Origin of the sequence: Nocardioides sp. L-11A, from assembly GCA_029961745.1 — a bacterium.
Taxonomy (GTDB): Bacteria; Actinomycetota; Actinomycetes; order Propionibacteriales; family Nocardioidaceae; genus Nocardioides.
The window spans coordinates 4,206,610-4,220,547 of sequence record CP124680.1; the positions used below are offsets into that span (position 1 = coordinate 4,206,610).

Genomic DNA, 13,938 nt, shown 5'->3' on the forward strand with positions numbered 1-13,938 from the left:
GCGGACAGCATGAACCTGACCCTGAAGATCTGGCGCCAGAGCGGGCCGAACGACAAGGGCGGCATCCACACCTACCAGGTCTCGGGCATCTCGCAGGACATGAGCTTCCTGGAGATGCTCGACATCCTCAACGAGCAGCTGAACGAGAAGGGCGAGGAGCCCGTCGCGTTCGACTCCGACTGCCGCGAGGGCATCTGCGGCATGTGCTCGCTGATGATCAACGGCGAGGCCCACGGCCCGGAGGTCACCACGACCTGCCAGCTCCACATGCGCTCGTTCAACGACGGCGACACGATCACCATCGAGCCGTGGCGAGCCGAGCCCTTCCCGGTCATCAAGGACCTGGTCGTGGACCGCTCGGCCTTCGACCGGATCATCCAGTCCGGCGGGTTCATCTCGGCCAACACCGGCTCGGCCCCGGAGGCCAACGCCGCGCCGGTCCCCCGCGACAAGGCGATGCGCGCGTTCAACGTGGCGACCTGCATCGGCTGCGGGGCCTGCGTGGCGGCCTGCCCCAACGGCTCCGCGTCGCTCTTCCTGGGCGCCAAGATCACCCACCTCGGCGAGCTGCCGCAGGGCCAGCCGGAGCGCTGGACCCGGGTCGTGGACATGGTCGGCCAGCACGACCACGAGGGCTTCGGCGGCTGCACCAACATCGGCGAGTGCGCCGCGGCCTGCCCGAAGGAGATCCCGCTCGACGTGATCTCCCAGCTGAACAAGGACCTGCGCACCGCGCTCAAGAACGGTCACTGACCGACCCGGCGCATCTGAACGCCCACCAGGCGCCGACCCGTCGCGTTTGAACGCGACGGGTCGGCGTGTTTTTCGCGTGCAGATGCGACGGGTCGGCTATGACCGGCCGGAGGCTCGCCGCAGCATCTCGTTGTACGCCGTCAGCTCCGCGTCGCCGTCGCGGTCGGCCGCGCGGTCACGGCGCCGGGCCTCGCGCTGGTCGTCGCGCCACCACTGGATGACGAGGACGACGATGACCATCACCATCGGCACTTCCCCGAGCGCCCAGTTCATGGCACCCGCGAGGTGCTGGTCGTCGGACAGGCTGGTGACATAGGGAACGTCGAGCAGCCGGAAGTACTCCCCGCCGATCACCCGTTCCGAGCTCATCACGCTGATCGAGAAGAACGCGTGGAAGGGCATGGTGACCAGCAGCAGCATCAGCCGGCCGACGTACGACGTGCCGGCGCCGGGCCGGTCGCCGACGAGCACCTCGAAGAACACCAGTCCCGCCAGCAGGAAGTGCAGCTCCATGGCGAGGTGGCCGAGGTGGTTGCGCATCAGTACGTCGAACAAGCTGCTGAAGTAGACGACGTAGAGGCTGCCGACCAGCAGCACCGCGGCGGTCACCGGATGCAGCACGAGGCGCGCGACGCGCGAGTCGAGGGCGGCCGCCAGCAGCTGACGCGGCCCGGTGCCGCCGGGGACGTCGCTGCCGGGCAGCGCACGCAGGGCGAGCTGGATCGGGCGGCCCGAGACGAGCAGGATCGGCGCGACCATCGACAGCGCCATGTGCGCGGCCATGTGCGCGCTGAACATGACGCCGGCGTAGCTGCCGAGTCCGCCGAGGGTGGCGTAGCCGACCACGGCCAGCCCGCCGAACCAGGCGATCGTGCGGCCGACCGGCCAGCGGTCGCCGCGGCGGCGCAGGGCGCGGATCCCCGCGATATAGGCAGCGGCGCCGAGGCCGACGACGAGGAAGCCGAGGCCGGACGGGGTGAACGACCACAGCAGCCGGCCCAGCGTCGGGGCAGGCGGGACCGGGCCACCGAGGAGGCCCTCGGCGAGTGAGGTGTAGAGGTCCTCGGGCGCCGGGGGCGGTGTCCGGCTGAGTCCGACGCCGGCACCCACGGCGACGGCCATCACCAGCAGCTCGAGTCCGGTGAGCCGCAGCAGCACCACCCAGTCCGGGGCCGCGCTCGCGACGACACGGCGGCGCAGGGTCAGCCCGATCAGGCCGGCGACGACGATGACGGCGGTCTTGACCAGCACCCCGGCGCCGTACGCCGACAGCAGGTCGGCCGGCCGCTCGAGCCGCACCCAGGCGCTCACCACGCCCGAGACCGCGGTCAGCCCCAGGCACCAGGCCGCGAGTGCGGAGAAGCGGCGCAGTGCGCGGTCGCGCACCTTGGCCGCGACGGCGAGATGCCACCACAGCGCCAGCAGGCCGGCGATCCAGACCACCGCCGTGACGACGTGGACCACCATCGCGACGATCGCGGCATCGTGGTTGCCGGCCGAGGACGCGTGCCCGGTCAGGATCGGCGGCACGACGGCGACCAGCGCGAGGCCGAGGAGGACGAGCACCCCCCGGGAGGTGAGCACCCAACGGGCGGCGAGCGCCAGCACCGCCAGGAGCACCGCCTGGGCCAACAGCGCCCGCGGCTGGTCGACGCCGGTGGCGAAGCCGTGCAGCTCACGCCAGCGGATGTCGGCCACCGGGATGGCGAACTGGTCGGAGTAGGTCAGCACGACCTGCGCCAGCGCGACCGCGCACCAGGCGGCCGCCAGCCGGCGCACCGGCACCAGCGCCCGGAAGGCGGTCCCGCCGAGCTCGGCCTCCGGGCGGCGCATGGTGAGCGGCGCGACGAGGAGGCCGGCGACGACGACCACCGCGAGCACGTCGGCCACCAGGCGCAGGGCGGGCAGTCCCCAGCCGGTCAGCCGGCCCGGGTCGGGCAGGCCGGGGATCGGCTCCTGGGGCGCGCCACCGCCGGCCACGAGGACGACGAAGGCGACCGCGGCGGCCAGGGTCAGCGCGGCCCCGACCGGCGCCAGGCCGCGGCCCCGGCGGGCGGCGGTGTCACTCACCGGGACCTCCGGCGGCTCCACAGCAGCAGCCCGCCGGCGACGGCGAACAGCGCCACGGCGACGCCGACCTGGACCTGGCCCAGCGAGAGGCCGCCGTCGTCCCCACCGGCTCCCTCGTTCTGGTCGCCACGGGCGGGAGCATCGCCGTCGGCGGACGGCGGCGCCGGCTCCGCCGAGCGCGTCGGCGACGGCACGGCCTCGTCGAGCGGCCCGTCGCCCACGACGAAGGCGATCCGACCGGTGACCGGGTGCCCGTCCTCGGAGACCACCCGGAAGGCCAGCCCGTAGCTGCCCTCCGGGGCCGTGCCCCCGAGGTCGACGCTCACCACTCCCCCGTCGATCCTGGCCTCGCCCTGGTCGGCCCGGGACCCGTCGGGCGCGGTGACCACGACGTACGCCGGCGCACTGATCGGCTCGCTGAACTCGAGCCGGACCCCGGCGGGCAGCCGGTCGAACCGCTGCCCCGCCGCCGGGTCGCTGGCGACCAGCGACGCGTGCGCCGCGGCGGGCAGGCTCCAGCCCGCCCCCAGGACGGCGGCCAGCGCCATCGATGCCGCGACGATCGCGTGCCTGCTCCTCATGTGTCCTCCCCCTGGGTGGTGCCGGTGCCCTCCAGCAGCTGCTGGCCGACGTAGCCGCCCTCCGGCGCCGCGGGCGGGACGGCGTAGACGGCCGAGCCGATGGTGACGACCCAGTCATTGAGCCGGTCGAGCTCGTCGAGCCGGCGCTGGACCGGGACGAACTGTCGCGCGGGGTCCGCGGCGAAGGCCAGGAAGACGAGTCCGCTGTCCTCCCCGCCGCTGCGGCCCGGGTCCGGCTCGGTGTAGTTGTACGCCCGCCGCAGGAAGCGCTCGGCCGGGTCGGTGCTGCGAGCCCGGGCGACGTGGCTGGCCGGGTCGATCACCGGGAAGCCGAAGCGGTCCGTCGCGGCGAAGTCGGGCTCGTCGAACTCCCGCTCCCCCGTCAGCGGCGCGCCGCTGTCGAGCCGCCGGCCGACCACGACCTCGCGGCCGACCCGGTCCACCCGGTCCCATTTCTCGAGCTGCATCCGGATCCGCCGGACCACGAGGAAGGTGCCGCCCGCGAACCCTGAGTCGCCCCGGTCACCCCCGGCCCAGACCAGCGTGTCGAAGTCCGGCTCGGCCGGGGCCGGGTTGACCGTGCCGTCGACCTGGCCCATCAGGTTGCGCATGGTGGTGCCGTCGGGGACGGTGCCGCGCGCCGTACGGAAGCCGGACTGGATCCAGCCCACCTCGGCGAAGGTACGGGCGTCCTTGACCAGCATCCGTCGGGCATGGGCCAGCGTGGTCGGGTCGTCGCTGCAGATCTGCGCGACCACGTCGGTCTGCCCCCAGCGCGGGTCGAGCCGGTCGCGGCCGAACGCGGGCAGCTCCTCGAGCTGGGGCCGACGGGCGACAGGGACCAGCTCGTTCAGCACCCGCGGCCCGAAGCCGAAGGTCACGGTGAGCCTCGCCGGGTGGGCGGCCAGCTCGGGCTCGGTGTCCGCCAGCGCGGCCGTGCCGGTGGTCAGGCGGGCGGCGTCGTCGCTGAGCAGTCGCATCATCCGGGACAGCCCGATCGCGTCGATGCCCGCCCGCAGCCGCCAGCCGACCAGGGCCAGGTGGGCCTGGGGGTGGGTGTCGACGCCGGCCTGATGGATGCCGACCACCGGCACGGTCTCCGCACCGGCGGACGGGGCGACCACGCGGGCCGGCCCCTCCGTCGGCGCCGCGACGGCGGAGCCGTTCGCCACGAGGGCGGACCCGCTCCACCCGACCCCGGCGCCGCCGAAGGCGGCGGCGCCGGTGCGGAGGACGCGCCGGCGGTCCCACCGGGGACCGCCGGACATCAGTGCTCGCCGCCGTTCTGGTACTGCTCGTCGGCACCGTCGAAGGCCTTGACGGTGGCCTCCATCGTCGTGGTCGAGCCGTCATCGAGCGTCAGCGTCAGGGTCAGCGTCGTGCCGGGCTCGGCCGGCCCGGTCAGGCCCATCAGCATGAGGTGGTCGCCGCCGGGCTGCAGCATCAGACTGCCGCCCGCGGGGATGACGAAACCGCCCTCCTTGGGCCGCATCGCCATCGAGCCGTCCTCGTTCTCGACCGTCTCGTGGAGCTCGGTCGACGCGGCGAGGTCGGTGTCGGCGCTGACCACCGTCAGGTCGGTGGTCCCGGTGTTGGCCAGGGTGCCGAAGGCGGCGGTCATGCCGTCGGGCGCCGCCTTGACCCACGGGTCGGTGACGGTCAGCCGGTCGGCGGCGGTGCCCCCGGCGGCCGGGCCGCCGCTGGTGCCCGGTGCGGTGCCGGCCTCGCCCGCCGTGGCGGTGTCGCCGGTGTCGCCGGTGTCGTCGGCGCCGCCACAGGCGGCGAGGGCGGGCAGGAGGGCGGCGGTCAGGGCCGCCGCGAGGTACTTCTTCACGTTGTCTTCCGTTCGGTGGGCGCGCCGTGGCGCGCGAGGGAGCGCATGCGCGCCACCGGAGCGGTCAGCGCATCGCGCAGGAGGGGCTGAGGACGACCGCTGCCGACGGCGGCGCCCGCGGCCGCCCCGGCCGGGTCGCGAACCGGCCGCGCAGCCGCCGGACCCGGCGCGACGCACGGGCCCGGTAGCCGATGGTCGGGAGCGCCACGGGGAGCAGCAGCGGCAGCAACCACCCGGCCGCGGCCCGGACGACGTCGAGCGCGGCCCGGTCGAGCCCGGCCGCGATCACGATGGTGACCAGCGCGACGAGCGCGTGCAGTGCCAGCATCGCCGGGGTCGGCAGCACCGGGCCCTCCGCGCCGCCAGGCGCGTGGCCGTGCGCGTGCGCCGGAGCGCCGGACGGCGCAAGCATGAGGCAGAGGTGACCGAGGACCTGGGCGACGAGCGCGGTCGCGGCGATCCGCGGCAGACCCACCGCGTTGCCGGGGGTCAGCACGATGCTCATCGGCACCACGACGGCAGTGACCACCAGACCCGGGACCGGCTCCACCGAGCCACCGGCAACGACGTGGGCGACGAGCGCGCCGAAGGCCGCCACACAGCCGGCGGCGGTGCCCCGGACCTGCCGGAAGCGTCGGGCCCGCGCCTGCGCGCGGGCGACGGGTCCGGTGGTCATCAGAGGGTCTCCAGGTCGGGGCGGGCGCAGCCGAGGCTCAGGCGTCCTTCGAGGCCCGCAGTGCCTTCCAGCCCAGGGTGCCGAGCAGGCCCGCGATCACGAAGTTGACGACGATCAGCACGGTGTGGGCGACCCAGTAGCCGGTGGCCCGGTCCTCACCAGCGTCGTAGGCCTGGTAGAGGTTCTTGGCGAAGTTGCCGAAGGAGAAGACGTTCCACGCGGCGACGGCGAGGAGCAGGAGGGCGTGCTTGCGCTCGAACTTCACCTCGACAGTCTCCCAGACCCCTCCACGCGCGCCCGCCGCGGCCGTCGGCGCCGGCCCGCGGCTGTGAGCAGCGCCCCAACCAGGCCCCCGGCGGCGAAGGTCGCGAGGCCCGGCAGTCGGGGCGCGGGCGACGGTTCGGGCGTCCGCCCGGGCTCCGGCGCGACGGCCGCGGCGATCGCCGCGGCGGCCGGCACGGGGACCGGCGGGCGCTCGACCGCCGGGCTGGTGCGGGCCCACGCGGCGGCGTACAGGATGACCCGGGAGAAGTAGTTGATCCAGACCAGCAGGATCAACGCGATACCGAACGCCTGGAAGGCCGGCTGGCCGCGGGTGCCGGACAACAGCAGGCCGGAGAGCTGCTTGAGCACCTCGAAGCCCACCGCCCCCAGCATCGCTCCTGACCACAGCGCGCGGTCCGGCAGGGGCGGTCGGGCGAGCAGGCGGAACATCAGGAAGAACAGCAGCGCCGAGGCCGCCAGGCCCAGTCCGACCGCGATCACCGCCACCAGCCACCCGAGCTCGGCGCCCACGCCGAGCAGGTCGAGGACGGCGCGGGAGGTGCGGGTGAGCACGCCGGACGCGACGACGCTGAGCAGCAGCACCACTCCCAGGACGGTGAGGGTGACCAGGTCGCGGAGCTTGCCGACGACGAAGTTGGGACGCAGCCGCTCCGGCAGCTCGAAGAGTACGGCGAGGGCCGCCTGCAGGGACGAGAGCCAACCGAGCCCCGCGTAGAGCACGCCGACCAGGCCGATGATGCCGACGGTCCCGGCCGCGTCCTGGACGTCGGCGAGGCGCACCTGCCCGGTGCCCTCGCCGACGAGTCCCGGGAGCACGGCGTCGATCGCGTCGACCAGCGCGTCCTGCGCGTCGGGGAAGACCTGGGCCACCCAGCCGACGACGAAGAACGCGAGCGCCAGGATCGGGAACACCGACAGGAAGCCGAAGTAGGTGACCCCGCCGGCCTGCTGGCTGCCCTGGACCCCGCTGTAGAGCTCCTGGGTGCGCACGGCGTGGTCCACCGCCGGGTAGCGCTCGCGGAGCCGGGCGATCATGGCCTTGGCGCGTTCGACCGGGGTCATGGCGCCTCCGTTCCGTCAGGACAGGGGGAAGATGCGCGTCGAGCGCCAGCCCTCCTGCTCGTGGTGGACGTACAGGTGGAAGTCGGTGACGTCGAAGGCACACTCGAACTCGGCGAGCTCGGCGAACGCCCGGTCGAGGGTCGGGTCGTCGAGGTGGTGGGCGATCGTGACGTGCGGGTGGTACGGGAAGTGCAGCTCGACGGCGAGCGGCCCCCGTCGTACGGCGTCGGCGAGCTGCTCGCACTGGGAGATCCCCTCCGCGAGACTGACGAACACCACGGGCGACACGGGCCGGAAGGTACCCGTTCCGCGCAGGTGCACCCGGAAGGGCGCGATCCCGGTCGCCGCGGCGGCCAGATGCGCCTCGATCTCGGCGAGCGCGCCGGTCACCTCGGTGGGCGGGATGAGGGTGATGTGGCTCGGGACGCCCTGGGCGGTCGGGTCCCCGATCCGGTGGCGGTAGGCGACCAGCTCCGCGGCCCAGGGCTCGGGGATGGCGATGGCGACGCCGATCACCGGCATCAGCCGGCCTCCGTACGACGCTCCGCCGGTGCCACGAACCCGACGCGCTGATAGACGTCGCGCAGGGTGCTCTCCGCGACGGCTCCGGCGGTCTCCGCCCCCTGGGCGAGCACCTGCATCAGGTGGTCCTGGTTGTCGAGGAGCTCGAGAGTGCGGTCTCGGAACGGGGTGACGAACCCGACCACCACCTCGGCGAGGTCCTTCTTGAGATCGCCGTACATCCTGCCGGCGTACTGCTCCTCGAGCGCCGCGATGCTCTCGCCGGTCAGCGCGGAGTAGATCGTCAGCAGGTTGCTCACGCCCGGCTTCTCGTCCTGGTCGAAGCGGATCTCGGTGCCGGAGTCGGTGACCGCGGAGCGGATCTTCTTCGCGGTGATCCTGGGGTCGTCGAGCATCTCGATGATGCCCGCGGGCGCCGAGCCCGACTTCGACATCTTCCGGGTCGGCTCCTGCAGGTCGTAGAGCTTCGCGGTGGCCTTGAGGATGTAGGGCTCGGGCAGCCGGAAGGTCTTCTTGAACCGGCTGTTGAACCGCTGCGCGAGGTCCCGGGTCAGCTCGAGGTGCTGGCGCTGGTCCTCGCCGACCGGCACGTAGTGGGGGCGGTAGGCGAGGATGTCGGCGGCCATGAGGACCGGGTAGGCGAACAGTCCGACACTCGCCGCGCCCTCACCGCCCTTGGCCGACTTGTCCTTGAACTGGGTCATCCGCCGGGCCTCGCCGAAGCCGGTCAGACCGTTGAGCACCCAGGCCAGCTGCGCGTGGGCGGGCACGTGACTCTGCACGAAGACCGCCGACTTCGCCGGGTCGACCCCGGCCGCCAGCAGCTGGGCGGCGCTGCGCAGGGTGCGCTCACGCAGCACCTTGGGGTCCCAGTCGACGGTGAGCGCGTGCATGTCGGCGATGAAGAAGAAGGGCTGGTGGTCGTGCTGCAGGTCCACCCACTGCCGCACCGCGCCGACGTAGTTGCCGAGGTGGAAGGAGTCCGACGTCGGCTGGATGCCGGAGAGGACGCGCGGGCGCGCGGTCCCCTCGGGCACGGCCGGCTGGGCGGTCTCCGGCACGGGCGGGTGCTCGGTGGTGGCGGACATGGGAGCGATTCTCTCAGGCAGCGGGAGCGGTCCGTAAAGCCCCCGCTGCACGACGGGCCGGTGGGTCGTCGTACCGGACATGGGTGCTGTGGAATCGGCGATTCCACAGCACCCGCGTCAGGGACGACGCGGAGAGGCCGTCCGGCGGTGCGTGAGCGCCGAGACGACCAGGATCGCCGTACCGACCGCGGCGAGGGCGGCGCCGACCAGCGCGGGCGCGCGGTAGCCGTGGCCGCCGGCGATGACCAGGCCGCCGAGCCAGGCGCCGAGGGCGTTGGCGATGTTGAGCGCCGCATGGTTCATCGCCGCGCCGAGGGTGACGGCATTGCCGGCGACGTCCATCAGGCGCAGCTGCAGGTTGACGACCAGCACCGAGCCGGTGGCGGTGACCAGGAAGGCCACGGGCAGCAACAGCCAGCCGTGCGGCGCCGCGGCGTAGTAGACGAGCATCAGCACGATGCCGCCGACGCCGGCGAGCAGCAGGCTGCGGTAGACCGACCAGGCGGCGAGCTCGCCGGCCGCCCAGGTGCCGGCGACCATGCCCAGCCCCAGCGCGAGCACGAAGAAGGGCACTGTGCCGCGCTCGAGCCCGCCGACGACGGTGACCGTCTTGGCGATGTAGGAGTAGACCGCGAACATGCCGCCGAAGCCCACGGCGCCGACCGCCATGGTCAGCCAGACCTGGAGGCTGCCGAAGAACTCCCGGGCCTCCTTGCGACCACTGGCCTCGGAGTCGCCGGGGATGGACGGGACCGCCGCCAGCACCATCGCCGCGGTGGCGAGCGCGAGCAGGCCGCCGAGGAGGTACGTCGAGCGCCAGCCGACCTGCTGGCCGAGGAAGGTGGCCAGAGGGACGCCGACGACATTGGCGACCGAGAGGCCGAGCATCACGCTCGCGACGGCCCGGCCCCGGCGCTCGGGGACGACCAGGCTGGCCGCGACCAGGCTCGCGACGCCGAAGTAGGCGCCGTGCGGCAGGCCGTCGAGGAAGCGCGCGACCGCGAGCACCTCGTAGCTCGGCGCCAGGGCGCTGAGCAGGTTGAACGCGGCGTACGCGGCCATCAGGCCCACGAGCATCCCCCGGCGCGGGAGGGCGGCGCCGAAGAAGGCCAGGATCGGTACGCCGACCACGACACCGAGCGCGTAGGCCGAGATGACGTGGCCGGCGCTCGGCACCGACACCTCGACGCCATGCGCGATCTCGGGCAGGACGCCCATCGTCATGAACTCGGTGGTGCCGATGGTGAACCCGCCGACCGCGAGCGCCAGGATCGCCAGCGCGGGTCGGTGGTGGGACACCGCCGGGCGCCCCTCGGTCGGGGTCGTCGTCGGCGAGGAGGTCACGGGGGATCGTAACCGGGCGGCACCGCGGTCTATTCCAGGACGTCGGATGTCTCTCGCCGGCTCGCGGGGGCCGGTGTCCGCGGTTCAACTACCGAGTTCGTCGCTGTCGGCGCCTGTTCACGACAAATTCGGTAGTTGAACCGAAAACAGCGGGTCCGGGGCCCGGGGGTCAGCCCGCGAGGTGACCCCAGTCGCCGGCGAGGTCCGCCCACGGCCCGACGGCGGCGACCGCGCCATCGACGAGGACGACGACCCGGTCGGCCTGGGCCAGCGCCGCGCGCTTGGAGGTCGCACCGATCACCGTGGTGTGCCGCTCGCGCAGCGCCGCCCACAACTCGATCTCGGTCGCCGCGTCGAGGGCGCTGGAGACGTCGTCGGCGAGCAGCAGCTCGGCGTCGGCCGCCAGGGCCCGGGCCAGTGCCAGCCGCTGGACCTGGCCGCCCGACAGGCGCACTCCGCGGTGGCCCACCACGGCGTCGGGACCGCCGGCGTCGGCGACGTCCTCGGCCATCCGGGCGGTCTCGACCGGTTGGGTGATCTGCCGGTCGTGGCCGAGCAGGATGTTGTCGGCGAAGGTCCCGGAGAGCACCCGCGGCACCTGCGCGACATGGGCGACCTGCGCGGGCCGCAGGAAGGCCTCCGGGTCGGCGACGTCGTGGCCGTTCCAGCGCAGCGCGCCGCGGTGGTCGATCAGGCCGGCCAGCGACGACAGCAGGCTGGACTTCCCGGAGCCGACCTGGCCGACCAGCAGGACCAGCTCGCCGCGCTCGACGACGAGGTCGACACCGGCCGCACCGATGGTGCCGTCGTCGTGGACCGCGGTGTAGCCGGCGAGCTCGAGGCGCTCGAGCGGGACCCGGGTCACCGCGGTGGGCTCCGGCGCGTCGCCGGTCACCAGGTCGACGCCGGCGGGCAGGGTCATCAGGTCGGTGCCGCCGGCGAACCGCGCGGTGGCCCGCTGCCAAGCGCGGGTGCCGGGCGCCTCGGTGACCACGGCGCCGGCCACCCGGCCGAACCAGTCGAAGCCGTTGACCGCGGTCGCGACCAGCAGCGCGGTGGCCAGTCCCCAGACGTCCCACAGGTAGAGCGCCCAGGCGGCGACGACGCCGACCTGCACCATCACGATGGGGACGCCGTCGAGGACCGCCTGCACCCGGTGCTCGAACACCGCCGCCTCGACCCGGCCGTCGTCCACCCGGCGCAGGTGGGCGTGGATCTGGGGCGTGCGGCCGGCGAGCTTGACCGTGCGGGCCGACTCCACCGCCGACACGACCGCGCGGCCGAACCGGGCCCGGGCCGCGGAGGAGCGCGCCGCCGAGCGGCCCGCGATCGGACGACCGAGCGAGGAGGCGAGCGCGCTGGTCGCCATCACGATCAGCAGGATGCCGCCGGCCAGCCAGGTGCCGCCGGCCAGCATGGTGATGGCGGCGATGAGCAGGCCGTTGACGAAGTCGACCCAGCGGTCGGCGTACCGGGCGTAGCGGTCGGCGTCCATCGAGCGGGCCACGACCTCGCCGGGAGGCGTGCGCGGCAGCCGGTGGCCGCGGATCTGGCCGGCCAGCACCGCCATCCGGACCCGGAGCATGACCTCGATCCACCAGCGCGGGTAGCGGCGGAAGGCGTCGGCCAGCAGGAAGGGCGCGATCAGCAGGGTGCCGACCAGCACCGCCATCAGGGCGGTGACCGACTCCCCCGCGCCGAGCCGTTCGACGACGCGGCCCCACACGAAGCCGGTGATGGCGCCGAGCGGCGCGAAGATCGTGCCGCCGAGGAACAGGATCACCGACCAGGCGCCCCACCAGGGGCGCACCCAGAAGGCGTTCCAGGTGCCGCGGGCGAGGCTCGAGCCGGCGCCGACCTCGGGACGCTCGGGGGGCGTGCCGGTGCGGCGGCGACCGCCGACGGCCGTGCCGGTCGCGGCCGCGTCGACCTCGGCGTCGGCGAAGCCGTCGGTGTCGCTGGCGGCGAGCAGCCGACGGAACGGCCCGTCGACGCGGGCGAGCTCGTCGCGCGGTCCGTGCTGGATGACCCGGCCGTGGTCGAGCACGGCCACGGCCTCGGCCCGCTCGATCGTGCTGAGCCGGTGGGCGACCAGGATGCCGGTGCGGCCGCTGATCAGGCGGTCGGCGGCGGCCACGACCCGTGCCTCGGTGACCGGGTCCATCCGCGCGGTGGCCTCGTCGAGGACGACGACCTGGACGTGGCGGACCAGCAGCCGGGCGAAGGCGACCAGCTGCTCCTCCCCCGCGGACAGCGTCGTGCCGCCGGGGCCGAGGAGGGTGTCGAGGCCGTCGGGCAGGCCCGCCACCCAGTCGGTGAGGCCGAGCTCCTCGACGGCTGCCTCGACCTCCTCGCGCGGGACGGCGGCGAACAGGGTGATGTTGTCGGCGAGCGTGCCGGCGAGGATCTCGGTGCGCTGGGTGACGACCCCGACCCGCCGACGCAGCTCGTGGAGGTCGAGCGTCGTGATGTCGGCACCGCCGAGGAAGATGGTCCCCGGCGGCGGCTCCTCGGCGCGCGACAGCAGCGACGCCAGCGTGGACTTGCCCGAGCCGGTGCGCCCGACGAGGGCGAGGGTGTGGCCGGACTCGACGTACAGCGTGACGTCCTCGAGCGCGAACGAGCCCTCGAGGTAGGAGAAGTCGAGGTGGCGGATGCGCAGGTCCAGCGCACCCGACGGGACGGACGCGCCGCCCTCGGGCTCCGCCTCGACCGCGAGCAGCTGACGCAGCCGCAGCACCGCGCCGAGCCCCGCCTGGATGTCGGGGAGCTGGTGGGCCAGGTTGTTGATCTGGCCGACGAAGATCGTGGTGACCAGGAACAGCGTCACCAGGCGCGCCACCCCCAGGTGGTCGCCGCTGACCAGCGCGACGCCGGAGAGCGCGATGGCGGCCAGCAGGCCGTGGAGCAGCAGGCCGACCTTGATCGCCAGTCGCGCCTCGATCATCAGCACCCGGCGGAACTTCTCGTGGACGTCGGCCGAGAGGCGTGCCAGGCGGCGCACGGCGAACGCCTGGCCCAGGCTCGTGCGCAGGTCGTCGCGACCGGCGACGCCCTCCTCGAGCGCGGCGGCGTGGTCGGTCCAGGCCGCCTCCTCGATCACCTTGCGGCGGGCGATCTCGACCAGCGCCGGACGCATCACCCAGACCGTGATGGCACCGACGACCGGGAACAGCAGGAAGGCCGGCCACCAGGTGAATCCCGCCACCAGCCACATCGGGATCGACGCGAATCCGGTGCGCATCGCCATCCAGATCTGCTGGCGCAGCAGGGTGCCGACCTCGTGGGTGTCGTCGTCGACCCGGTCGAGGACCTCGCCGACGGCCTGCTCGGTGAGATGGGCCAGCGGCTGCTGGAGCGCGGCGCTGAGCAGGTCGCCGCGCAGCCGGCCCTCGGCCCGGTCGACCTGCCCGGCCCACACCACCCGGCCGGCGGTGTCGACCACCGCGGCGCCGACCACGAAGAACGCGAGCCACCCGACCAGGGTCTGGGTCGGGTGGTCGGCGATCCGGCCGGCGACGACCGTGCCGAGAGCCTGACCGAGCGCCGCCAGCGCGACCGCTCCCACGGCGAAGCCCGCGGCCGGGGTGCGCAGGCGGCGCCAGTCGACGCGCCGCGCCGGGTCGCCGCTGACGGTGGGCCGGTCGGTGGTCACGGTGCGGGTCAGCGTGCTGGTCATCGTGGACCAGCGTATGTTCCGGCACCGACAGTTCGCCTCTGAAT

The 13,938-nt window shown here is 73.9% G+C and carries 12 protein-coding genes; 1 reads left to right on the top strand and 11 read right to left on the bottom strand.

Features of this window, described 5'->3' with window-relative positions:
* Positions 1–9 precede the first annotated feature (9 nt).
* The gene (locus QJ852_20270; protein WGX99488.1) at positions 10–753 is read left to right on the top strand and encodes a succinate dehydrogenase/fumarate reductase iron-sulfur subunit; all 744 of its coding nucleotides are present in this window, start codon (positions 10–12) and stop codon (positions 751–753) included.
* A gap of 96 nt (positions 754–849) precedes the next feature.
* Here the strand turns inward: QJ852_20270 and QJ852_20275 are convergent, their stop codons facing one another.
* From QJ852_20275 to QJ852_20325, 11 genes are all read right to left on the bottom strand, one after another.
* On the bottom strand, positions 850–2,823 hold the full coding sequence (locus QJ852_20275; GenBank protein ID WGX95477.1) for a bifunctional copper resistance protein CopD/cytochrome c oxidase assembly protein: 1,974 nt from the start codon (positions 2,821–2,823) through the stop codon (positions 850–852).
* Positions 2,820–3,404, bottom strand: a complete 585-nt coding sequence (locus QJ852_20280) for a copper resistance protein CopC (GenBank protein WGX95478.1) — start codon at positions 3,402–3,404, stop codon at positions 2,820–2,822. The genes QJ852_20275 and QJ852_20280 overlap by 4 nt, the downstream gene beginning before the upstream one ends.
* On the bottom strand, positions 3,401–4,672 hold the full coding sequence (locus QJ852_20285; GenBank protein WGX95479.1) for a Dyp-type peroxidase: 1,272 nt from the start codon (positions 4,670–4,672) through the stop codon (positions 3,401–3,403). The genes QJ852_20280 and QJ852_20285 overlap by 4 nt, the downstream gene beginning before the upstream one ends.
* Positions 4,672–5,238, bottom strand: a complete 567-nt coding sequence (locus QJ852_20290) for a copper chaperone PCu(A)C (GenBank protein WGX95480.1) — start codon at positions 5,236–5,238, stop codon at positions 4,672–4,674. The genes QJ852_20285 and QJ852_20290 overlap by 1 nt, the downstream gene beginning before the upstream one ends.
* 64 nt (positions 5,239–5,302) lie before the next feature.
* Positions 5,303–5,914, bottom strand: coding sequence for a hypothetical protein (locus QJ852_20295; GenBank protein WGX95481.1), 612 nt, complete (start codon positions 5,912–5,914; stop codon positions 5,303–5,305).
* 37 nt (positions 5,915–5,951) lie between these two features.
* Positions 5,952–6,179: a hypothetical protein gene (locus QJ852_20300; GenBank protein WGX95482.1), complete on the bottom strand. Its 228-nt coding sequence runs from the start codon at positions 6,177–6,179 to the stop codon at positions 5,952–5,954.
* Positions 6,176–7,261, bottom strand: coding sequence for a YihY/virulence factor BrkB family protein (locus QJ852_20305; protein ID WGX95483.1), 1,086 nt, complete (start codon positions 7,259–7,261; stop codon positions 6,176–6,178). The genes QJ852_20300 and QJ852_20305 overlap by 4 nt, the downstream gene beginning before the upstream one ends.
* A 15-nt stretch (positions 7,262–7,276) precedes the next feature.
* Positions 7,277–7,783, bottom strand: a complete 507-nt coding sequence (locus QJ852_20310) for a 2'-5' RNA ligase family protein (GenBank protein WGX95484.1) — start codon at positions 7,781–7,783, stop codon at positions 7,277–7,279.
* Complete coding sequence (gene trpS / locus QJ852_20315; protein ID WGX95485.1) at positions 7,783–8,871, bottom strand: tryptophan--tRNA ligase; 1,089 nt, start codon at positions 8,869–8,871, stop codon at positions 7,783–7,785. Before trpS ends, QJ852_20310 begins: the two co-directional genes overlap by 1 nt.
* Positions 8,872–8,988: 117 nt before the next feature.
* Entirely contained in the window at positions 8,989–10,215 is a 1,227-nt protein-coding gene (locus QJ852_20320) for an MFS transporter (GenBank protein ID WGX95486.1), read from the bottom strand.
* A 169-nt stretch (positions 10,216–10,384) separates the two neighbouring features.
* The gene (locus QJ852_20325; GenBank protein WGX95487.1) at positions 10,385–13,894 is read right to left on the bottom strand and encodes an ABC transporter ATP-binding protein; all 3,510 of its coding nucleotides are present in this window, start codon (positions 13,892–13,894) and stop codon (positions 10,385–10,387) included.
* Between the last annotated feature and the right edge of the window lie 44 nt (positions 13,895–13,938).